Annotated in this window: 2 protein-coding genes (1 of these 2 cut by a window edge); both read left to right on the top strand. The window is 64.8% G+C overall.

What is annotated here, in order from left to right:
- A protein-coding gene (locus ABV589_RS02835; protein ID WP_367084771.1) for an amino acid adenylation domain-containing protein crosses the window boundary here: on the top strand, positions 1-6,091 show its 3' end. 6,929 nt of this gene lie to the left of the window's left edge; the window shows 6,091 of its 13,020 coding nt (coding positions 6,930-13,020); its start codon lies beyond the left edge, outside the window; the stop codon is at positions 6,089-6,091.
- Positions 6,088-23,931 (top strand): non-ribosomal peptide synthase/polyketide synthase, encoded by a 17,844-nt coding sequence (locus tag ABV589_RS02830; protein WP_367084770.1) that lies wholly within the window; start codon positions 6,088-6,090, stop codon positions 23,929-23,931. The genes ABV589_RS02835 and ABV589_RS02830 overlap by 4 nt, the downstream gene beginning before the upstream one ends.
- Positions 23,932-23,934 lie beyond the last annotated feature (3 nt).

Here is a 23,934-nt window from a genome sequence, read left to right as displayed (position 1 = left end):
GCAGCAAGTGGTCTGGCGCGAGGCGCGGCTGGTGGTGCAAGCGGTGGCGCTGGATGCGGCGCAGGGTGATGTGCTCGAACAGTTGCACGCGCGTTTCGACGCCCGGTACAACCGTCTTGACCTGAGCCAGGCGCCGCTGATGCGCATCGTCTACGCCGAGGACCCGGCGCAGCAGCGGGTGGTGGCGATCATCCTGTTCCAGCATTTGATCCTCGACCACACCGCCATGGAGGTGGTGGGCCAGGAAATGCGCGCGTTCATGTTCAATCAGGCCGAGAGCCTCGGCACGCCGATGCCGTACCGCAACTACGTGGCGCAGGCGCGTCTGGGTGCCAGCGAGCAGGAGCACGAAGCGTTCTTCCGCGACATGCTCGGCGATATCGACGAACCGACCCTGCCATTCGGTCTGCACGACGTGCAAGGCGATGGCGGCGCCATCGAGGAAGCCGAGCAAGCCGTGGAGGCCGGGTTGACCCTGCGTCTGCGCGAGCAGGCCCGGCAGCTGGGTGTCAGCCCGGCGAGCCTGATGCACCTGGCCTGGGCGCAAGTGCTGGGCGTGCTTGCCAACCGCCGCGACGTGGTGTTCGGCACGGTGCTGCTGGGGCGCATGCAGGGCGGTGAGGGCGCGGATCGCACCCTCGGCGTGTTCATCAACACCTTGCCGCTGCGGGTGGATGTCAGCGAAGGCGTGCGCGCTGCGGTCAAGACTACCCACGCACGGCTGACCGCGCTGCTGGCCCATGAACACGCGCCACTGGCGCTGGCCCAGCGTTGCAGCGCGGTGTCCGGGGCGCCGCTGTTCAGCGCCTTGCTCAACTACCGGCATACCGCTGCCGAAGCGCAGCCGCATGACGGTCAGGGCATCTGGGAAGGCGTGCAATTGCTCGGTGGCGAAGAGCGCAGCAACTATCCGCTGACTCTCAGCGTCGACGATCTGGGCGAAGACTTTTCCCTGTCCGTGCTGGCGTTGGCGCAGATCGGCGCGCAACGGATCTGTGGCTACATGCACACCGCGCTGGAGCATCTGGTGCATGCGCTGGAACAGGCGCCGCAACGTCCGCTCAACCGTTTGCCGATTCTTTCGGTGGAGGAATACGAGCGCTTGCTGGTCGGGTTCAACCCGACGGCGGCGGCATACCCGCGCGGGGCAACGATTCAGGCGCTGGTGCAAGTGCAGGCCGAGCAGCAGCCACAGGCGCTGGCGGTGGTGCAGGGCACGCAGCAACTGACCTACACGCAGCTCAATCAGCAGGCCAATCGCTTGGCCCATCACTTGCTCGGCCTCGGTGTGCAACCGGACGACCGGATTGCCGTGTGCCTGCAACGCAGCCCGCAGATGCTGGTGGCGCTGCTGGCGATTCTCAAGGCCGGCGCCGGTTACGTGCCAATCGACCCGGCGTACCCGGCGGAGCGCATTGCCTACCTGTTGCAGGACAGCGATCCGGTGGCGGTGCTGGCGCAGGGCGCGACCCGCGAGTTGCTGGGCCGGGTGCCGGTGATCGATCTGGACAACGCCCTCTGGCAACACCTGCCGCAGACCAATCCGCAACTGCCGTCGCTGACCCCGGCGCATCTGGCCTACGTGATCTACACCTCCGGTTCGACCGGTCAGCCGAAAGGCGTGATGGTCGAACACGCGACCCTGGAAAACCTTGTGCACTGGCACTGCGAGGCGTTCGACCTGCGCGCCGGCAGCCACACCGCCAGCGTCGCCGGTTGCGGTTTCGACGCAATGGCCTGGGAGGTCTGGCCGGCGCTGTGTGTCGGCGCGACCCTGCACCTGCCGCCGCCGTCGATCAGCAACGAACACCTCGATGACCTGCTCGACTGGTGGCGCGCACAACCGTTGCAGGTGAGCTTCCTGCCGACGCCGATTGCCGAGTACGCCTTCAGTCGTGAACTGGGGCACCCGACCTTGCGCACGCTGTTGATCGGTGGCGACAGGTTGCGGCAGTTCGCGGGCGCTCAGACCTTTGATGTCATCAACAACTACGGCCCGACCGAGGCCACGGTGGTCGCGACCTCCGGGCAGATCCATGCCGGACAGCTGCTGCATATCGGCCGGCCGATGAGCAACGCCAGGGTCTACCTGCTCGATGAGCAGCAGCGTCCGGTGCCGGTTGGCGTGGCGGGCGAGTTGTACGTCGGTGGCGCGGGTGTGGCCCGTGGTTATCTGAACCGCCCCGAGCTGACCGCCGAACGTTTCCTCGAAGACCCGTTCAGCGACGAACCGCAGGCGCGCATGTACCGCACTGGCGACCTCGCGCGCTGGCTGGCCGACGGCAATATCGAGTACCTGGGGCGTAACGATGATCAGGTCAAACTGCGCGGCGTGCGGGTGGAACTGGGTGAAATCGAAGCCGCGCTGTCCAGCCATCCGGCGGTGCAGGACGCGGTGGTGCTGGTGCGCGAGGCGCGGTTGATCGCCTGGTTCACTGCGCGCACTGCGGTAGAAATCGAAGATCTGCGCGGGCAACTGCAAGCACGTTTGCCGCAAGCAATGCTGCCGGCAGCCTACGTGCGGCTTGACGCGCTGCCGCTGACCGCCAACGGCAAACTCGACCGCAAAGCCTTGCCCGAACCGGATCAGGATGCCTGGCTCAGTCGCGCATACGAAGCCCCGCAAGGGCCGGTGGAAACCGCGCTGGCGCAGGTCTGGGCCGAGGTGCTGCAAGTTGAACAAGTCGGGCGGCACGACAACTTCTTTGAGCTGGGCGGGCATTCGTTGCTGGCGGTGACCCTGATCGAGCGCATGCGTCAGCTCGGCCTGAGCACCGACGTGCGCGTGCTGTTCAGCCAGCCAACGCTCGCCGCGCTGGCCGCCGCCGTCGGCAGTGGTCGCGAAGTCGCGGTGCCGGCCAACCTGATTCCACTCGGTTGCACGCATATCACGCCAGATATGCTGACCCTGCTGCAACTGGATCAGGCCAGCATCGAGCGTATCGTGGCCACGGTGCCGGGCGGTGCCGCCAATGTGCAGGACATTTATCCGCTGGCGCCATTGCAGGAAGGCATTTTGTATCACCACTTGAGCGCCGCACAGGGTGATCCGTACCTGCTGCAATCGCGCCTGGCGTTCGACAGCCTCGAACGCTTGCAGGCCTTTGCCGCCGCGCTGCGTCAGGTCATGAGTCGTCACGACATTCTGCGCACCGGAGTGGTCTGGGAGGGGTTGGCGACGCCGGTGCAAGTGGTCTGGCGCGACGCTGAGCTGCCGGTGCAGGAAGTGGCCCTCGACCCGGCGGCCGGTGATGTTCTGGCGCAGTTGTACGAGCGTTTCGACGCGCGGCATTTCCGCATCGACCTCAGTCAGGCGCCGTTGATTCGCCTGGTGTATGCGCAGGACCCGGCCAACCACCGGGTGGTCGCCATGCTGCTGTTCCATCACATCGCCATGGACCACACGGCGCTGGCCGTGGTGCAGGAGGAAATGCAAGCGATCCTCTTTGGCCACGACGAAGCACTGCTGCCGGCCGTGTCGTATCGCAACTACGTGGCGCAGACCCGGCTGGGCGTCAGTGAGCAGGAACACGAAGCGTTCTTCCGCGCGATGCTCGGTGACATCGACGAGCCGACGCTGCCGTTCGGGCTACTGGAGGTGCGCGGCGACGGGCAGGATATCGAAGAAGTCCGGCAGAACGTGCCCGAAGCCCTGGCGCGGCGCTTGCGCAGCCAGGCGCGGCAGATGGGCGTGAGTGTCGCCAGTCTGTTCCATCTGGCCTATGCCCGAGTGCTGGCAGCGACCTCGGGGCACGAGCGCGTGGTGTTCGGCACCGTGCTGCTGGGGCGGATGCAGGGCGGCACCGGCGCCGATCGCGGTCTGGGGATGTTCATCAATACGCTGCCGTTGCGGGTGGATCTGGGCGATGTTTCGGTGCGTGCCGGGGTGCGTGCCACTCATGCGCAACTGACCGCGTTGCTCGGCCATGAGCACGCATCACTGGCACTGGCCCAGCGCTGCAGCGGGGTGGCGGCGCCGTCACCGCTGTTCAGCGCGATGCTCAATTACCGGCACAGCGTCAGCGCAGAACAGCAGCAGGCCAATCGCCTTACCTGGCAGGGCATCGAAAATCTTTCCAGCGAAGAGCGCACCAACTACCCACTGAGTCTCAATGTCGATGACTTGGGCGAAGGTTTTATCCTCACCGTCATGACGCCTTCGCGCATTGGTGCGGCGCGGGTGTGTGGCTACATGCAGCAGGTGTTGGCGGAACTGGTCGAGGCACTGGAGCAGACACCGCAGCAGGCCTTGAACCGCCTGCCGGTGATTCCGGATAGCGAGCGTCAGCAGTTGCTGTCTGGCCTGAATGCCACGGAGGTCGATTACAACCTTGAGCAGACCATTCACGGTCTGTTCGAGGCGCAGGTGCAGCGTTCGCCGCAGGCGCCCGCCGTGGTCGCGGGTGAGCAGCCACTGAGCTACGCCGAACTCAACGCCCGGGCCAATCAACTGGCGCGGCACCTGCGCGGATTGGGCGTAGGGCCGGACGCGCGGGTGGCAATCTGCGTCGAGCGCGGTCTGGACATGGTGGTCGGGCTGCTGGCGATCCTCAAGGCCGGCGGCGGTTATGTGCCGTTGGATCCGGCGTATCCGCTGGAGCGTCTGGCGTACATGCTGGAAGACAGCGCGCCGCTGGCGGTGCTGGTGCAGGGAACCACGCGTTCGTTGCTCGGTGACGTTTCGGTGCCGGTGGTCGATCTGGATCAGCCGCACTGGCAAGCGCTGCCAACGGACAATTTTTCGCTCGTTGAACTGACCCCGCAGCACACGGCTTACGTGATTTACACCTCCGGCTCCACCGGCCAACCGAAAGGCGTGATCAATGAACACAGCGGGGTGGTCAACCGTTTGCTGTGGATGCAGGACGCTTACCAACTGACGGCAGCCGACACGGTGTTGCAGAAGACCCCGTTCAGCTTCGACGTCTCGGTCTGGGAGTTTTTCTGGCCGTTGATGACCGGCGCTCGATTGGTCATGGCCCGGCCCGAGGGGCACAAGGATCCGCTGTATCTCAGCGAAATCATCGAGCGCGAGCACATCACCACGCTGCACTTTGTACCGTCGATGCTCGATGTGTTTCTCGCCCACGGTGACAGCGCACGTTGCAGCAGTCTGCGGCAAGTCATGTGCAGCGGCGAAGCGTTGCCGGGCAGTGTGGTGCGGCGCTTCAAGCAGCAACTGCCGGGCAGCCAATTGCACAACCTCTACGGCCCGACCGAAGCCGCAGTGGACGTGACCGCGTGGAACTGCGCCGGGCCGCTGGAAAGCACTCCGGACAACACGCCGATCGGCAAACCGATCGCCAACACCCGCATGTACATCCTCGATGCCCAGCAACAACCGGTGCCGCACGGCGTGGTCGGCGAGTTGTACATCGGAGGCGTACAAGTGGCGCGGGGTTATCTGAATCGCCCGGAACTGAACGCCGAGCGCTTCCTCGACGATCCGTTCCAGGCCAATGGGCGGATGTACCGCACTGGCGATGTCGCCCGTTATCTGGCGGACGGCAATATCGAGTATCTGGGCCGCAACGACGATCAGGTGAAGATCCGTGGCCTGCGCATCGAGCTCGGCGAAATTCAGGCACGCCTGACCCAGATCGATGGCGTGCAGGAAGCCGCCGTATTGGCTCGCGAAGACGTGCCGGGGGACAAACGTCTGGTGGCGTACTACACCGGCGCACGGCTGGAGACCGACGTGCTACGCAGCCGTCTGCTGGAAAATCTGCCGGACTACATGGTGCCCGCCGTGTTCGTGCATCTCGATGCACTGCCGCTGAGTCCCAACGGCAAACTCGACCGCAAAGCGCTGCCGGTGCCGGATCAGGCGGCATTGCCGGTGCGCGAATACGAAGCCCCGGTGGGCGACGTGGAAATCACCCTCGCACGGCTCTGGGCCGAGTTGCTCAACGTTGAGCGGGTAGGGCGCAACGATCATTTCTTTGAACTGGGTGGTCACTCGCTGCTGGCGGTCAGTCTGATCGGCCGGCTGCGTCAGGAAGGCATGGAAGCCGATGTCAGGTCGCTGTTCGAACATCCGACGCTGGCCGGCTACGCCGCAATTACCGAACGAATGGAGATCGTCCTGTGAACGTGATCGAACTGTTGGCCACATTGAAGGCTAAAGATATTCAGCTGGCGGTCGCGGACGACCAATTGCGGGTCAACGGCAACAAGCAGGCGTTGAACGACCCGGCGTTGCTGGCGCTGTTGCGCGAGCACAAACCGGCGCTGATCGAGCTGATCAAGGCCGGGCAATACTCGGCCAGCAAGCACGGCCAGGTCGAGGTGCCGGCCAACGGCATCGTTGCGGGCACCACGCGCATCACCCCGGCGATGCTGACGCTGGTCGAGCTCGACCAAACCACCATCGACCACCTCGTCGCACAAGTCCCTGGCGGCGCGGCCAACGTGCAGGACATCTACCCGCTGGCGCCGCTGCAGGAAGGCATTCTTTATCACCACGTCAGTGGCGGTGACGGTGATCCGTATGTCATGCAATCGCATTTCGCCTTTGCCAGCCGTGAGCGTTTTCAAGCGTTCGCTCAAGCGCTGCAAAGCGTGATCGATCGCCATGACATTCTGCGCACCGCTGTGCATTGGGCAGGTCTGGACGCGCCGCTGCAGGTGGTCTGGCGTCGCGCCGAACTGCCGGTGGAAGAGGTGACGTTGCCTGATGCAAATGACGACGTGCTGGCGTATCTGCACGAGCGCTTCGACGCCCGGCATTTCCGCCTCGACGTTACCCAGGCGCCGCTGATGCGTCTGGCCCACGCCTGGGATGAGGCCGGGCAACGGGTGATCGCCACGCTGTTGTTCCATCACATGGCGCTCGACCACTCGGCCCTCGACGTGGTGCGCCACGAAATGCGTGCCTGCCTCACCGGGCAAAGTGAGTTGCTCGGGCGCCCGGTGCCGTTTCGCAATTACGTGGCGCAGGCGCGTCTGGGTGTCAGCGAAGCCGAGCACGAGGCGTTTTTCCGCGAGATGCTCAGCGACATCGACGAACCGACGCTGCCTTACGGCCTGCAGGACGTGCAGGGTGACGGCAGCGAAATCGTCGAACTCAGCGTGCCGGTCGCGGCGCTATTGGGCCAGCGTCTGCGGGCGCAGGCACGGACGCTCGGGGTCAGTGTCGCCAGCCTGTTCCATCTCGGCTGGGCGCAGGTGCTGGCCGCGCTGACCGGTAAGCAGCAAGTGGTATTCGGTACGGTGCTGATGGGCCGCATGCAAGGCGCCGAAGCGATTGATCGGGCGCTGGGGATTTTCATCAACACCTTGCCCTTGCGGGTGAACATCGACGGGCAGGATGTGCGCGCGGCGGTCAACGCCACCCACGCACGGTTGACCACGCTGATGCGTCACGAACACGCACCGCTGGCCCTGGCTCAACGCTGCAGTAATGTGGTGGCGCCGACGCCGCTGTTCAGCACACTGCTCAATTATCGTCACAGCCACAACGTGACCACTGCCAGCGCCGAAACCCTCGCGGCGTGGGACGGTATCTCCACGTTGCACTCCGAAGAGCGCAGCAACTATCCGCTGACCCTGAGTGTCGATGACCTCGGTGACGCCTTCAGCCTGACCCTGCTGGCCAGCACCCAGACCGATCCGCAGCGCATCTGCGACTACCTGCACTGCGCGCTGGAAAACCTCGTGCTCGCGCTGGAGCAGGCGCCGCAGACACCGGTCAATCAATTGCCGATTCTGCCGGCGGCTGAGCTTGAACAGGTGCTGCTCGGCTTCAATGCCACCCAAGTGGATTTTCCGACGGCACAGACCCTCCAGCAGCGTTTCGAGGCGCAGGCGGCCGAACGGCCGGACGCGCTGGCGGCAGTGTTTGCCGACGCGCAACTGACCTACGCCGAACTCAACCGTCAGGCCAACGCCCTGGCGCAGCATCTGATCAGCCTGGGCGTGAAACCGGATGACCGCGTGGCGATCGTCGCCCGCCGCGGGCTGGACACCCTGGTCGGGCTGGTGGCGATCCTCAAGACGGGCGCCGGCTATGTACCGATTGATCCGGCACACCCTGCGGAGCGCTTGAATTACCTGCTCGACGACAGCGCGCCGGTGGCGGTGCTGACCCAAAACAATCTGCGCGAGCGCTTGCCGACGCTGACCGTGCCGGTACTCGAACTCGACCGCTGCAACTGGGCGCAGGGCGTGACCCATAATCCGCGCGTTCCCGGCCTGAGTACCGAAAACCTGGCTTACGTGATCTACACCTCCGGCTCCACCGGCCTGCCCAAGGGTGTGATGGTCGAGCATCACACCCTGAGCAATCTGGTGGACTGGCACTGCGCGGCGTTCGACCTCTGCGCCGGTCGCCACACCTCAAGTCTCGCCGGGTTCGGCTTCGACGCGATGGCCTGGGAAGTCTGGCCGGCCTTGTGCGCGGGCGCGACCCTGCATCTGGCACCGACCCACGAGGGCGGCGAAGACATCGATGCCTTGCTCGCGTGGTGGTGCGCACAGCCGCTGGACGTGAGCTTCCTGCCGACGCCGGTGGCCGAATACGCCTTCAGCCAGAACCTCGAACATCCGACCCTGCGCACGCTGCTGATCGGCGGCGACCGCTTGCGTCAGTTCAACCGCAACCAGCATTTCGACGTGATCAACAACTACGGCCCGACCGAGGCCACAGTGGTCGCGACTTCAGGTCTGGTGCAAAGCGGCGATGCGCTGCACATCGGCAAGCCGGTGAGCAACGCCACGGTGTACCTGCTCGACGAACAACAGCGCCCGGTGCCGATCGGCGTGGCGGGCGAGTTGTATGTTGGCGGTGCCGGGGTCGCTCGTGGCTACCTCAATCGCCCGGACATGACTGCCGAGCGTTTTCTGCGTGATCCGTTCAGCCGCGCGCCGAACGCGCGGATGTATCGCACCGGCGACCTTGCACGCTGGCGCGAGGACGGCAACATCGAGTACCTGGGGCGCAACGACGATCAGGTGAAAATCCGTGGCGTGCGCATCGAACTGGGGGAAATCGAAACCTGCCTCAACCAGTTGCCGGGCATTCAGGAAGCGGTGTTGCTGGCCCGCGAAGATCAACCCGGCCAGCCGCGACTGGTGGCGTACTTCACCGAGCAGCCGCAGGTCGAAGCGCTGCCGGTGGGCGAGTTGCGCGCGCAATTGCTCAGCCGGTTGCCGGAATACATGGTGCCGACGGCGTTCGTCAAACTCGCCGCGCTGCCGCTGACCGCCAACGGCAAAGTCGACCGCAAGGCCTTGCCAGCGCCGGATCTGGCAGCGCTGTTCACTCGCGAGTACGCAGCGCCCGAAGGCGAGGTGGAAACCGCGCTGGCGCAGATCTGGGCCGACGTGCTGCAAGTCGAGCGGGTCGGGCGCCAGGATCACTTTTTCGAACTCGGCGGGCATTCGTTGCTGGCGATGCGCATGGTCTCGCAGGTGCGCCAGCGCCTGGGCGTCGAGCTGGCGCTGGGCGATCTGTTTGCCAACGCCGAACTGGCGGCGGTCGCGGCAGTGCTCAACGAGGCCGGGCGCAGTGAGCAACCGCAGATCGTGCCGGTCACCCGTGACGGTGCGTTGCCGCTGTCGTTCGCCCAGCAACGCCTGTGGTTCCTCGCGCAAATGGAAGGCGCCAACACCGCCTACAACATTCCCGTGGCCCTGCGTTTGCGTGGCCGTCTCGATGACGCGGCGCTGCAACGCGCGCTGGCGCGGATCGTCGCCCGGCACGAAACCCTGCGCAGCCGCTTCGCGCAATTCAACGACGAAGCGCAAGTGCTGATTGCCCCGGTGGACACCGGTCTGCTGCTGCGGATTGAAGACCTGCGCCAGCACCCGCAACCCGAGGACACCCTGCAAGCGCTGATTCAGGGCGAAGCCTCCGGACCGTTCGACTTGCAGGACGATCCGTTGATTCGCGGGCGACTGGTACGCCTGGCCGACGATCACCATGTGCTGTTGCTGACCCTGCACCACATCATCTCCGACGGCTGGTCGATGGGTGTTTTGACCCGCGAACTGATGGCGCTGTATCAGGCGTTCAGCCACGGTCAGCCGGATCCGTTGCCGCCGCTGGTGCTGCAATACACCGACTACGCGGTGTGGCAGCGGCGCTGGCTCAGCGGCGAAGTGCTGCAGCGCCAGAGCGAATATTGGCAACAGACCCTCGCCGGTGCCCCGGCGCTGCTGATGCTGCCGACCGATCGGCCGCGCCCAGCGCAGCAGGACTATGCCGGCAGCAGCGTCGCCGTCGTGCTCGACGAACGCTTGAGCGCCGGGCTCAAAGCCTTGGGCCAGCGCCACGGCGTGACCCTGTACATGACGCTGATGAGTGCCTGGGCAATGCTGCTCAGCCGCTTGTCCGGGCAGGCGGAAGTGGTGATCGGTTCGCCGGTGGCCAACCGCACCCGCGCCGAGATCGAAGGCCTGATCGGCATGTTCGTCAACACCCTGGCTCTGCGCATCGACACCTCGGGCGAGCTGAGCGTCGAAGCGCTGCTGGCGCGGGTCAAGGCGCAAACCCTGCAAGCGCAGGCGCATCAGGATCTGCCGTTCGAGCAGGTGGTGGAAATCACCCGGCCGGTGCGCAGCCTGGCGCACAGCCCGTTGTTCCAGACCTTGCTCAGTTGGGATGGCCTCGAAAGCCCTGCGCTGGCCCTCGGCGAACTGACGCTGGAAGGCGTGGCCGAGCCGAGCCACTTCGCCAAGTTCGACCTGTCGTTGAGCCTGAGTGAGTCCGGCGGCGTCATTCGCGGATCACTGGAATACGCCACAGCATTGTTCGACCAGAGCACGGTCGAGCGTTTCGTCGGTTACTTCCAGCGCCTGTTGCAGGCGATGGTCGCCAACGATCAGGCAGTGCTGGAACAGGCGCCGCTGCTGGCGGAGGAAGAACAGCAGCGCTTGCTGGTCGAGTTCAATGCCACGGAGGTCGATTACAACCTCGATCAAACCATTCATGGCCTTTTTGAAGCGCAAGTGGCGCGCTCGCCGCAGGCGCCCGCGGTGGTCGCGGGTGAGAAGTCACTGAGCTACACCGAACTCAACGCCCGAGCCAATCAACTGGCGCGGCATCTGCGTGGGTTGGGCGTAGGCCCGGATGCGCGGGTGGCGATCTGCGTCGAACGCGGTCTGGACATGGTGGTCGGGCTGCTGGCGATCCTCAAGGCCGGCGGCGGTTATGTGCCGCTGGATCCGGCGTATCCGCTGGAACGTCTGGCGTACATGCTGGAGGACAGCGCGCCGTTGGCGGTGTTGGTGCAGGGAACCACGCGTTCGTTGCTCGGTGACACTTCCGTGCCGGTGATCGATCTGGATCAGTCGCAATGGCAATCCCTGCCTGCCGACAACCTTTCAGTTGCCGAACTGACCCCGCAGCACACCGCTTACGTCATTTACACCTCCGGTTCCACTGGCCAGCCGAAAGGCGTGATCAATGAGCACAGCGGGGTCGTCAACCGCTTGCTATGGATGCAGGACGCTTACCAACTGAGTTCCACTGACACGGTGCTGCAAAAGACCCCGTTCAGCTTCGACGTCTCGGTCTGGGAGTTCTTCTGGCCGCTGATGACCGGCGCCCGATTGGTCATGGCCCGGCCCGAGGGGCACAAGGATCCGCAGTACCTCAGTGAAATCATCGAGCGCGAACAGATCACCACGCTGCACTTCGTGCCGTCGATGCTCGACGTGTTTCTCGCCCACGCCGACACCGGACGTTGCAGCAGTCTGCGGCAAGTCATGTGCAGCGGCGAAGCATTGCCGGGCAGCGTGGTGCGACGCTTCAAGCAGCAACTGCCGAGCAGCGAATTGCACAACCTCTACGGCCCGACCGAAGCCGCAGTGGACGTGACCGCGTGGAACTGCGCCGGGCCGCTGGAAAGTACCCCGGACAACACGCCGATCGGCAAACCGATCGCCAACACCCGCATGTACATCCTCGATGCCCAGCAACAACCGGTGCCGCACGGTGTGGTCGGCGAGCTGTACATCGGCGGCGTGCAGGTGGCGCGCGGTTATCTGAATCGTCCGCAGTTGAACGCCGAACGCTTCCTCACCGATCCGTTCCAGAGCAATGGGCGGATGTACCGCACCGGCGACGTCGCCCGTTATCTGCCGGACGGCAATATCGAATACCTGGGCCGTAACGACGATCAGGTGAAGATCCGTGGTTTGCGCATCGAACTCGGTGAAATCCAGGCACGCCTGACCCAGATCGATGGCGTGCAGGAAGCCGCCGTATTGGCTCGCGAAGACGTGCCGGGGGACAAACGTCTGCTGGCGTACTACACCGGTGCACCGCTGGAAATCGAAACGCTGCGCAGCCTTCTACTGGAAAACCTGCCGGACTACATGGTGCCCGCCGTGTTCGTGCATCTCGAAGCACTGCCGCTCAGCCCCAACGGCAAACTCGACCGCAAGGCGCTGCCGGCCCCCGATCTGACGGCGTTGACCGCCCGTGAATACGAAGCCCCGGTCGGTGAAGTGGAAATCGCTCTCGCCCAGCTCTGGGCTGAACTGCTCAAGGTTGAGCGGGTAGGGCGCCACGATCATTTCTTCGAACTCGGTGGCCATTCGCTGCTGGCGGTGAATCTGGTGGCAAAAATGCGTCGTGCCGGCCTGAGCGCCGACATCCGCGTGCTGTTCAACCAGCCGACACTCGCCGCGCTGGCCGCTGCCGTGGGCGGTGAACCGGAGGCCGAAGTCGCGGCCAACCTGATCACTGCGGACTGCACGCGCATCACTCCCGAGCTGCTGCCACTGGTGACGCTCGACCAGCCGAGCATTGACCGCATCGTCGCGAGCATCCCCGGCGGCGTGGCCAACGTGCAGGATATTTATCCGTTGGCGCCGTTGCAGACCGGCATCCTGTTCCACCATTTGTCCGCCGCGCAGGGCGATCCGTATGTGTTGCAGGCGCAGTTTGCGTTTGCCGATGAACAACGCCTGACCAGCTTCACTCAAGCCTTGCAGAACGTGATCCAGCGCCACGACATCCTGCGCACTTCGCTGTTCTGGGACGGGCTGCAAGACCCGGTGCAAGTGGTCTGGCGCACGGCGCCGCTGGCCTGCGAAGCGCTGGAACTGAATGACGCGGACGGCGATGTGCTGGAGCAATTGCGCCGCCGCTTCGACGCCGCGCAGTACCGCATGGCCGTCAATCAGGCGCCGCTGATGCGCGTGGTGCATGCGTGGGACGCCGCCAATCAGCGGGTGGTGGCGTTGTTGCTGTTCCATCACCTGGTGATGGACCACGTGGCGCTGGAGGTGCTGCAACACGAAATGCAGGCGTTCCTCAGCGGCCAGCCGCAGCGTCTGGCCGAGCCGGTGCCGTATCGCAATTATGTGGCGCATACCCTGTCGGCGATGAGCGATCAGCATCACGAAGATTTCTTCCGCGAGATGCTGGGTGATATCAGCGAACCGAGCGCGCCGTACGGCCTGCACAGCATTGCCGAGGGCCACGCCGCAGAGGCACGCCGGGTACTCGACCTCGATCTGAGTCGGCGTGTCAGGGCCAAGGCCCGACGGCTGGGGATCAGCGCCGCGAGCCTGATGCATCTGGCCTGGGCGCAGGTGCTGGGAAAACTCTCCGGGCGTGACGCGGTGGTGTTCGGCACCGTGTTGCTGGGGCGGTTTCAGGCGGGCGAGGGCGCCGAGCGCGCGCTGGGGGTGTTCATCAACACCTTGCCGCTGCGCGTCGATCTCGGGCAACGCTCGGCGCAGGAAGCCGCGCTCGCCACCCACCAACAGTTGAACGCGCTGCTGCACCATGAGCATGCGCAATTGGCACTGGCCCAGCGTTGCAGTGGCATGCCCGCCGGCACGCCGTTGTTCAGCACGCTGTTCAACTATCGCCACAGCGCCGCTGCCGGCACGCCTTCCGCGGAGGCGGCGAACGCGTGGCACGGCATGCAACTGCTCAATACCCAGGAGCACACCAACTACCAGTTGAGCGTGAGTGTCGATGACCTCGGCGAAGGTTTCGGCTTCACCGCACTGGCTGCCCCCGGCATTGATCCCGCACGCATCTGCGAGTACCTGCAACGGGCGGTGAGCAACCTGCTGCTGGCACTGGAACAGACCCCGAAACTGAGCGTTGACCAGGTGTCGATCCTGGCGCCAGACGAACGTCGGCAATTGCTGGTCGAGTTCAACGCCACCGAGCGGGAATACCCGCATGCGCTGACCGTGCACGCCTTGTTCGAAAGGCAAGTGGCGGCAGATCCGCACGCCATCGCTGTCGTGCATCGCGGGCAAACGTCGAGTTATGCCGATTTGAATGATCGGGCCAACCGCTTGGCCCACTACCTGATCGCTCAAGGCGTACAGCCGGGCGCTCATGTGGCGATCCTGTTGCCGCGCTCGCTGCAGCTGCTGGTGGCGCAACTGGCGATTGCCAAATGCGCGGCGGCCTATGTGCCGCTGGACATCAACGCGCCGAGCGAGCGCCAGGCGTTCATGCTCGAGGACAGCCGCGCCGTGGCGCTGCTGACTCTCAGCAGCGAAGCCATCGACTATGCCGCGCCGCGCATCGACCTCGATCGGCTCGAGCTCAGCGGTCAGCCGACACACAATCCGAACCTGGCGCAAAGCCCGGAAGCACTGGCGTACATCATGTACACCTCCGGTTCCACCGGTACGCCGAAGGGGGTGATGGTGCCGCACCGTGGCATCGCTCGTCTGGTGCTGAACAACGGTTACGCCGATTTCAACCCGCAGGATCGCGTGGCGTTTGCCTCCAACCCGGCGTTCGACGCCAGCACCATGGACATCTGGGGGCCATTGCTCAACGGCGGGCGCGTGGTGGTGATCGATCACCAGACCCTGCTGGATCCAAACGCATTCGGCCATGAGTTGAACGCCAGCGGCGCGACAATCCTGTTTGTCACCACCGCGCTGTTCAACCAGTACGTGCAACTGATTCCGCAGGCCCTGAAAGGCTTGCGCATGGTTCTGTGCGGCGGTGAACGCGGCGATCCGGCCAGCTTCCGCCGCTTGCGGGACGAGGCGCCGCAACTGCGCATCGTGCATTGCTACGGCCCGACCGAAACCACCACTTACGCCACCACGTTTGAAGTGCACGAAGTGGCGGAAAACGCCGAAAGCGTGCCGATTGGCGGGCCGATCTCCAACACCCAGGTGTATGTGCTCGACGCGCATCAGCAGCCGGTGCCGATGGGCGTGACCGGCGAGTTGTACATTGGCGGGCAGGGCGTGGCGCTGGGTTATCTGAACCGCGCCGATCTGACCGCCGAGAAGTTCCTGCGTGATCCGTTCAGCGACCGACCGGGCGCGCTGCTGTATCGCACCGGCGACCTAGCGCGCTGGCTGGCGCCGGGGCAGCTCGATTGCATCGGGCGCAATGACGATCAAGTGAAAATCCGTGGTTTCCGCATCGAACTCGGCGAGATCGAAAATCGTCTGCTGGGCTATCCGGGGATCAACGAAGCGGTGGTGCTCGCCCGGCGCGATGGTCAGGAACCGTTGCGGCTGGTGGCCTACTACACCGCGCACGACGGCGCGCTGGAACTCGCCGACCTGCGTGAGCATGTGCAGGCGCAGTTGCCGGAATACATGGTGCCGAGTACCTGGGTGCAGCTCGATGCCTTGCCGTTGACCAACAACGGCAAGGTCGATCGCAAAGCCTTGCCCGAACCGGATGCTGCGGCGTTGATCACCCGCGAATACGTTGCGCCACAGGGTGAACTGGAAATTGCATTGGCGCAGATCTGGGCCGAGACCCTGCAAGTCGAGCAGATCGGCCGCCACGATCACTTCTTCGAACTCGGCGGGCATTCGTTGCTGGCAATGCGCATGCTGTCGCAAGTGCGCCAGCGTCTCGGCGTCGAACTGCCCCTGAGCGAGTTGTTTGCCGATCCGCACCTCAGCGCGGTGGCCGCGGTGCTGAACCGCGCCGGGCGCAGCACGCTGCCAGAGATCGTCGCGGCGGCGCCGGATCAAGCGCTGCCGCTGTCCTTCGCCCAGCAACGTCTATGGTTCCTGGCGCAAATGGACGGCGGCAATTCGGCGTACAACATTCCACTTGGCCTGCGCCTGCATGGACGGCTCGATGTCGAAGCCTTGCTGCGCGCACTGACGCAGATCGTTGCGCGCCACGCAACCCTGCGCAGCCGCTTCGTCAGCGTCGACGATCAGGCGCAGGTGACGATTGCACCGGTCGACAGCGATCTGCTGCTGCAGATTGCCGACCTGCGCCAGGATCCGCAGGCTGAAGCCACCTTGCAGGCGCTGCTCGCGCAGGAGGCCTCGACGGCGTTCGATCTGCAAAACGATTCGCTGATTCGCGGACGGTTGGTGCGCCTGGCTGACGATCACCATGTGCTGTTGCTGACCGTGCATCACATCGTCGCCGATGGCTGGTCGATGGGCGTACTGACCCGCGAACTGATGGCGCTGTATCAGGCTTTCAGTCAGGGCCAGCCCGATCCGTTGCCGCCACTGGCGCTGCAATACGGCGACTATGCCGTGTGGCAACGGCGCTGGCTCAGCGGTGAAGTATTGCAGCGGCAAAGCGATTACTGGCAGCAGACCCTCGACGGTGCGCCGGCGTTGCTGACCCTGCCCACCGACCGTCCGCGTCCGCCACAGCAGGATTTTGCCGGCAGCAGCGTCGAAGTACGCCTGGATGAGCAACTGAGTGCCGGGCTCAAAGCCTTGAGTCAGCGTCACGGCGTGACCCTGTTCATGACCCTGATGAGTGCCTGGTCGCTGTTGCTGAGTCGTTTGTCCGGGCAGTCCGACGTGGTGATCGGCTCGCCGGTGGCCAACCGCAGCCGGGCCGAGATCGAAGGCCTGATCGGCATGTTCGTCAACACCCTGGCCCTGCGCATCGACACCTCGGGTGAACCGAGCGTGGCCACGCTGCTGGCACGGGTCAAGGCGCGCACGCTGGAGGCGCAGGCGCATCAGGATCTGCCGTTCGAGCAAGTGGTGGAAATCGCCCGGCCGGCGCGCAGTCTGGCGCACAGCCCGTTGTTCCAGAGCACGCTGAGCTGGGACAGCAGCGTCGGGCCGAACCTGGCGCTGGGCGATCTGCGCCTCGAAGGCGTGGCCGCGCCGGGCCGGGTGGCCAAATTCGACCTGACCCTGACCCTGGGTGAGGTCAACGGGGTGATTCGCGGTTCGCTGGAATACGCCACGGCGTTGTTCGATCAAGCGACCGTCGAGCGTTATGTCGGCTACCTGCAGCGCCTGCTGGCGGCGATGGTCAACGATGAGCAGACCGTGCTGGAGCGGGTGCCGTTACTCACCGAGTCTGAGCGTCAGCGCTTGCTCTACGACTTCAACGCCACGGCGCGCGAGTACCCGCAAACGCTGACCGTGCACGGGATTTTCCAGCAGCAGGCAGCGGCGCATCCCAAAGCGGTGGCGGCGGTGCATGGCGAGCATTCGCTGAGCTACTTTGAACTGAACGCTCAGGCCAACCGTCTGGCGCATCACTTGCTCAGCCAGGGCGTGCAGCCCGGCGACCACGTGGCGATCCTGCTGCCACGCTCGCTGGAGCTGCTGGTGGCGCAACTGGCGATTGCCAAGTGCGCGGCGGCCTATGTGCCGCTTGATATCAATGCCCCGAGCGAGCGTCAGGCGTTCATGGTCGAGGACTGTCACGCGGCGGCGTTGCTGACCCTCAGCCGTGAAGTCATCGACTACGCTGCGCCACGTATCGACCTCGACCGCTTGACCCTCAGCGGCCAACCGACGCACAACCCGAACCTGGCGCAGTCCTCGCAGGCGCTGGCGTACATCATGTACACCTCCGGCTCCACCGGCACGCCGAAAGGCGTGATGGTCCCGCACCGCGCCATCGGCCGTCTGGTGCTGAACAACGGTTATGCCGATTTCAACCCGCAGGATCGCGTGGTGTTCGCCTCCAATCCGGCGTTCGACGCCAGCACCATGGACATCTGGGGGCCGCTGCTCAACGGCGGGCGCGTGGTGGTGATCGATCACCAGACCTTGCTTGATCCAAACGCGTTCGGCCATGAGTTGAGCGCAACCGGGGCAACGGTGCTGTTCGTCACCACTGCGCTGTTCAATCAGTATGTGCAGCTGATTCCGCAGGCGCTGAAAGGCTTGCGCATTCTGTTGTGTGGCGGTGAGCGTGGCGACCCGGCGGCGTTCCGTCGACTGCTGGCCGAGGCGCCCGCGCTGCGCATCGTGCATTGCTACGGCCCGACCGAAACCACCACTTACGCCACCACCTTCGAAGTGCGTGAAGTGGCGGAAAACGCCGAAAGCGTGCCGATTGGCGCGCCGATCTCCAACACCCAAGTGTATGTACTCGACGCGCATCAGCAACCGATGCCGATGGGCGTGACCGGCGAGTTGTACATCGGCGGGCAGGGCGTGGCGCTGGGTTACCTGAACCGCGCCGATCTGACCGCCGAGAAGTTCCTGCGTGATCCGTTCAGCGATCAGCCGGGCGCGCTGCTGTATCGCACCGGCGACCTCGCACGCTGGCTGGCCCCGGGGCAGCTCGATTGCATCGGGCGCAACGACGATCAGGTGAAGATTCGCGGTTTCCGTATCGAACTGGGCGAAATCGAAAACCGCCTGCTCAACTGCCAGGGGATCAAGGAGGCCGTGGTGCTGGCGCGCCGCGATGGTCAGGACATCACCCGTCTGGTGGCCTACTACACCGCGCACGCCGGGCGCCTGGACAGCGCCGATCTGCACGCGCAGTTGCTGGCGCGACTGCCGGAATACATGGTGCCGAGCGCGTGGGTGCAACTGGATGTGCTGCCGTTGAACAACAACGGCAAGGTCGACCGCAAGGCGCTGCCGGCGCCGACGCAGGCAGCGCTGCTCAGTCGGGTGTATGTCGCGCCGATTTCGGCGCTGGAAGACCATTTGGCGCGGATCTGGGCCGGTTTGCTGCAACTCGAACAAGTCGGTCGTCACGACAACTTCTTTGAGCTCGGCGGGCATTCGTTGCTGGCGATGCGCATGCTGTCGCAGGTGCGCCAGCAGTTGGGCGTCGAGCTGACACTCGCCGAGCTGTTCGCTAATCCTGAGCTGGCCGCGGTCGCCGAGGTGCTGAGCCGGGCGGGGCGCAGCACCTTGCCGGAGATTTTGCCGGCACCCCGTGATCAGCTATTGCCGTTGTCCTTCGCCCAGCAACGCCTGTGGTTCCTGGCGCAGATGGATGGCGACCACAGCGCCTACAACATCCCGGTCGGTCTGCGCCTGCGCGGTCGGCTGGATGAAGATGCACTGCAACGGGCACTGGCACGCATCGTTGAGCGTCACGAAACCCTGCGCAGCCGCTTCAGCCAGATCGACGATCAGCCGCAGGTGCTGATTTTGCCGGCGGAGAGCAGTTTGCTGCTGGCGGTAGAAGACCTGCGTCAACACCCACAGGCTGACAATGCCTTGCGCGGCCTGATAGAGGAGCAGGCCTGCGCCTCGTTCAATCTGCAGCACGATGCGCTGTTGCGCGGACGTCTGGTGCGTCTGGCTGACGACCATCATGTGCTGTTGCTGACGCTGCACCACATCATCGCTGATGGCTGGTCGATGGGCGTGCTGACCCGCGAGCTGGCGGCGCTGTATCAGGCGTTCAGCCGTGGCGAAGACGATCCGTTGCCGCCGCTGGCGCTGCAATACACCGATTACGCAGTGTGGCAACGGCGCTGGCTCAGCGGCGAGGTGCTGCAGCGCCAGAGCGATTACTGGCAACAGACCCTGGCCGGCGCGCCGGCCTTGCTGACCCTGCCCACCGACCGTCCGCGACCGCCACAGCAGGACTACTCCGGCAGCCGCGTCGACCTGCTGCTCGATGAACAGTTGAGCGCCGGTTTGAAAACCTTGTGTCAGCGTCGTGCGGTGACGCCATACATGGTGATCATGAGCGCCTGGGCGATGTTGCTCAGCCGTTTGTCCGGGCAGGACGATGTGGTGATCGGCTCGCCGGTGGCCAACCGCACCCGCGCCGAAATCGAAGGCCTGATCGGCATGTTCGTCAACACCCTGGCGCTGCGCATCGATACGTCGGGCGAGCCGAGCGGCGAGGCGCTGCTGGCACGGGTCAAGGCGCAAACCCTGGACGCACAGGCGCATCAGGATCTGCCGTTCGAGCAAGTGGTGGACATCAGCAAACCAGTCCGTAGCCTGTCGCACAGCGCGTTGTTCCAGACCATGCTCAGTTGGGACAACAACGACGATCCGAGCCTGACCCTCGGCGACCTGACCCTGGAAGGTGTGGCCGGCGACAGCCATTTTGTGAAATTCGATCTGTCGCTGAGCCTCGGCGATTCACACGACGGCATTCGCGGTTCGTTGCGCTACGCCACGGCGTTGTTCGATGAGTCGACGGTGCAGCGGTTTGTCGGCTACTTCCAGCGACTGCTGACGGCGCTGGTCAACGACGATCAGGCCGTGCTGGCGCAAGTGCCTTTGTTGGCACCGCAGGAGCAGCAGCGCTTGCTGGTCGACTTCAATGCCAGCGCCGTTGATTGTCCGCTTGAGCAGCCGTTGCACACGCTGTTTGAAGCGCAGGTGCGGCGCAAACCGGACGCCATCGCGCTGCAATCGGAGCAGGGAAACCTGACCTATCGCGAGCTCAATCAGCGCGCCAATCGTCTGGCTCAGCACCTGCGTGCGCAAGGTGTGCAGCCGGATGCGCGGGTGGCGATCTGCGTCGAGCGCGGGCTGGATCTGATCGTTGGTCTGCTCGGCATTCTCAAGGCCGGTGGTGCCTATGTGCCGCTGGATCCGAGCTACCCGGCGGAACGCCTGGCGTACATGCTCAAGGACAGCGCGCCGACCGCGGTGCTGGTGCAAACAGCGACTCGCGGGTTGTTCGATGACGCGGCCGTGACGGTGATCGACCTTGACCGCAGTACCTGGCAGCACCTGCCGGATCACGATTCGCCAGTGCCGGGCCTCAGTGCTTCGAATCTTGCGTACATGATCTACACCTCGGGTTCTACCGGGTTGCCGAAGGGCGTGATGATCGAGCATCGCAGCGCCTGCAACATGGTGCATTGGGGGTCGCAGCTCAGTCCGCCGACCGAACACGGCGCGCTGCTGCAAAAAGCGCCGTTCAGCTTCGACAGCTCGGTGTGGGAGATCTTCTGGCCACTGTGCTCCGGGATGCAACTGGTGCTGGCGCGACCGGACGGCAACCGCGATTCGGCGTATGTGGTGCAGAGCATTCGCGAGCATCAGGTGACGGTGGTCAAGTTCGTCCCGGCGCTGTTGCAGCAGTTCATCGAGCAGGACGACGTCGAACAGTGCACCAGCCTGACCGATGTGCTCAACGGTGGCGGCGAACTCAGCGCGGCGCTGGCCCGCCAAGTGCGCGATCGCCTGCCGTGGGTGCGGTTGCACAACGTCTATGGCCCGACTGAAACCACGGTGGACAGCACGGGCTGGACGCTGGAACCGCATATGCCGGTGCCGGACAACGTGGTGCCAATCGGTACAGCCTTGAGCAACACTCGGCTGTACGTGCTCGATGCGTACGGTCAACCGGTGCCACAAGGTGTCAGCGGTGAGTTGCACATCGGCGGCGTCGGCGTAGCGCGTGGTTATCACGGCTTGCCGGAGATGCAGGCCGAGCGCTTCATCGACAGCCCGTTTGTGCCGGGGGACCGCCTGTACCGCACTGGCGATCTGGCGCGCTACAACCACGAGGGCGAGCTGGAATTCCTCGGCCGCAACGACTTCCAGATCAAGCTGCGTGGCCTGCGTCTGGAGCCGGGGGAAATCGAGGCACGGCTGATCGAACATCCGGCGATTCGCGAGGCGGTGGTGATGGTGCGTGATGAGCGTCTGGTGGCCTGGTACACCGTGCGCTCGGGTACAGCAGAACCGAGTCTGGAGGCCTTGCGCGCGCATGTGCTGGAGCGTCTGCCGGAGTACATGGTGCCGGGTGCGTTTGTGCTGCTCGACGCTTTGCCGCTGACACCGAACGACAAGATCGACCGCAAGGCCCTGCCGGAACCGGGGGCAGACGCCGTTATCAATCGCCCATACGTGGCGCCACAGGGTGAAGTCGAAACCGCGCTGGCGCAGATCTGGGCTGATGTCCTCGGCGTCGAACAGGTCGGACGGCACGACAACTTCTTCGAACTGGGCGGGCATTCGTTGCTGGCGGTGAAGCTGATCAATCTGCTGCAACGGGCCGGCCTGCCGCTGTCGCTGGCCGAACTGTTCCAGCATCCGAGCATCGAGTCTGCCGCCGCGCTGCTCAGTCAGGGCGAGGCGCTCAGTCAGCCTGACGGGCTGGTCGTGGTGCGTGCCGGGACGCACGGTACGCCGCTGTTCCTGCTGCATGAGTTCAGCGGCCGCGACGTGTACTTCCCGACCCTGGCCCAGCACATCGGTGGCGAGTTCCCGATTTACGGCCTGCCCGGTGTGCCGCTGGGGCAAGCGCAATTGCGCACGCTGGAGTGCATGGCGCAGCGCATGGTCGGGATCATCCGTTCGGTGCAGCCGCACGGGCCGTACCGGCTGGCAGGCTGGTCGTTCGGCGGGGTGCTGGCGCATGAGGTCGCCCAGCAATTGCTCGGCCTTGATGAGCCGGTGGAATTCATCGGCATGCTCGACAGCTACGCACCGAATCCGTTGGCTCAGGACAAGGCCATGTGGAGCGGCGAGGGCCTCGACAAGCGTCAGTTGCTCGGCCATTGCCGTGGGCGTTCGCTGATGCTTGGTGCTGACAGCGAGGCGGCGCTGGCAGCGGTGCAAGTACTGGAAGCGCAAGTCGAACAACTGGATTTCCCCGAGCTGTTCGAGCGCTGTCAGGCGCAGCAACTGACCGATCCGGAACTGGCCACGGTCAGCGCGGCGGACGCCTGGCATTACTTTGATCGCGAAGCGGCGCATCGTCTGGCGCTGGCGCATTACCGGGTCAGCCCGGCGAGCCAGCCGATCCACCTGTTCCGTGCCCAGGAGTTGATGGACGGCCAGTCATTGCCGAGTCCGACTCGTGGCTGGGAAGAGCGTTTCGACAGTGGCTTGCTGCGTTGCATCGACATCCCCGGCGATCACCGGACGATGATGAAGCACCCGCACATCCAGGCACTCGGTCAGGCGATTACCCAGGCGCTGGAAACCCTGGTGACGCCGAAGCCGACACCGTATCAACCGCTGCTGACGATTCAGACCGGGCAGCCGGGGCATGCGCCGATTTTCTGTGTGCCGGGGGCGGGTGACAGTGTCACCGGGTTCATTCATCTGACCGAGGCGATCGGCCCGGAATGGCCGATCATCGGCCTGCAACCTCGCGGGCTGGATGGCGTCAGCGTGCCGCACAGCGCGGTCGAAGCCGCTGCGGCGTTCTACCTGCAAGCCATTGAGCAGATTCACCCACAGGGGCCGCTGCACCTGATCGGGCATTCGTTCGGCGGCTGGGTCGCGCATGCCATGGCGGCGCAGTTGCAGGCGGCCGGGCGCGAGGTGGCTTCGCTGACGTTGATCGACAGCGAGGCGCCGGGCGGTGACGGCACGGCGGGCAAGCCATACACCGCCACTGCCGCGCTGCAACGGCTGATCGACACCCTGCAATTGTCCTGTGGCAAGTCGCTGGGCATCGATCCTGCGACCTTCGCCAACGCCGACGACACCACGCAATTGCGCCTGCTGCACGACGGCATGGTGCGCGCCGGGGTGTTGTCGGAGCGGGCGGCGCCGAATGCGATGCACGGCCCGGCCCGCACGTTCGCCAGCGCCTTGCGCACGGTCTATCAACCGCGTCTGGCCTACAGCGGGCCGGTGCGGCTGGTGCTGGTCGATGACCCGACGCTGGACGAGTGGGGCAATCAGCGCGAACAGGCGGCGGTGCTTGCAGGCTGGCAGCGGCAGGTCAGCGATCTGGCGGTGTGGTACGGGCCGGGCAACCACTTCACGATTCTCAAGGCGCCCAACGTCTTCAGTTTCGCCGCGTGGTGGCATGACGGTCTGGCGCTGGCGGTCGGCGAAGTGCTGTCCTGAGTG

This window comes from Pseudomonas sp. HOU2 (genome assembly GCF_040729435.1).
GTDB lineage: Bacteria > Pseudomonadota > Gammaproteobacteria > Pseudomonadales > Pseudomonadaceae > Aquipseudomonas.
This window is presented reverse-complemented; position numbering and strand designations above follow the sequence as displayed.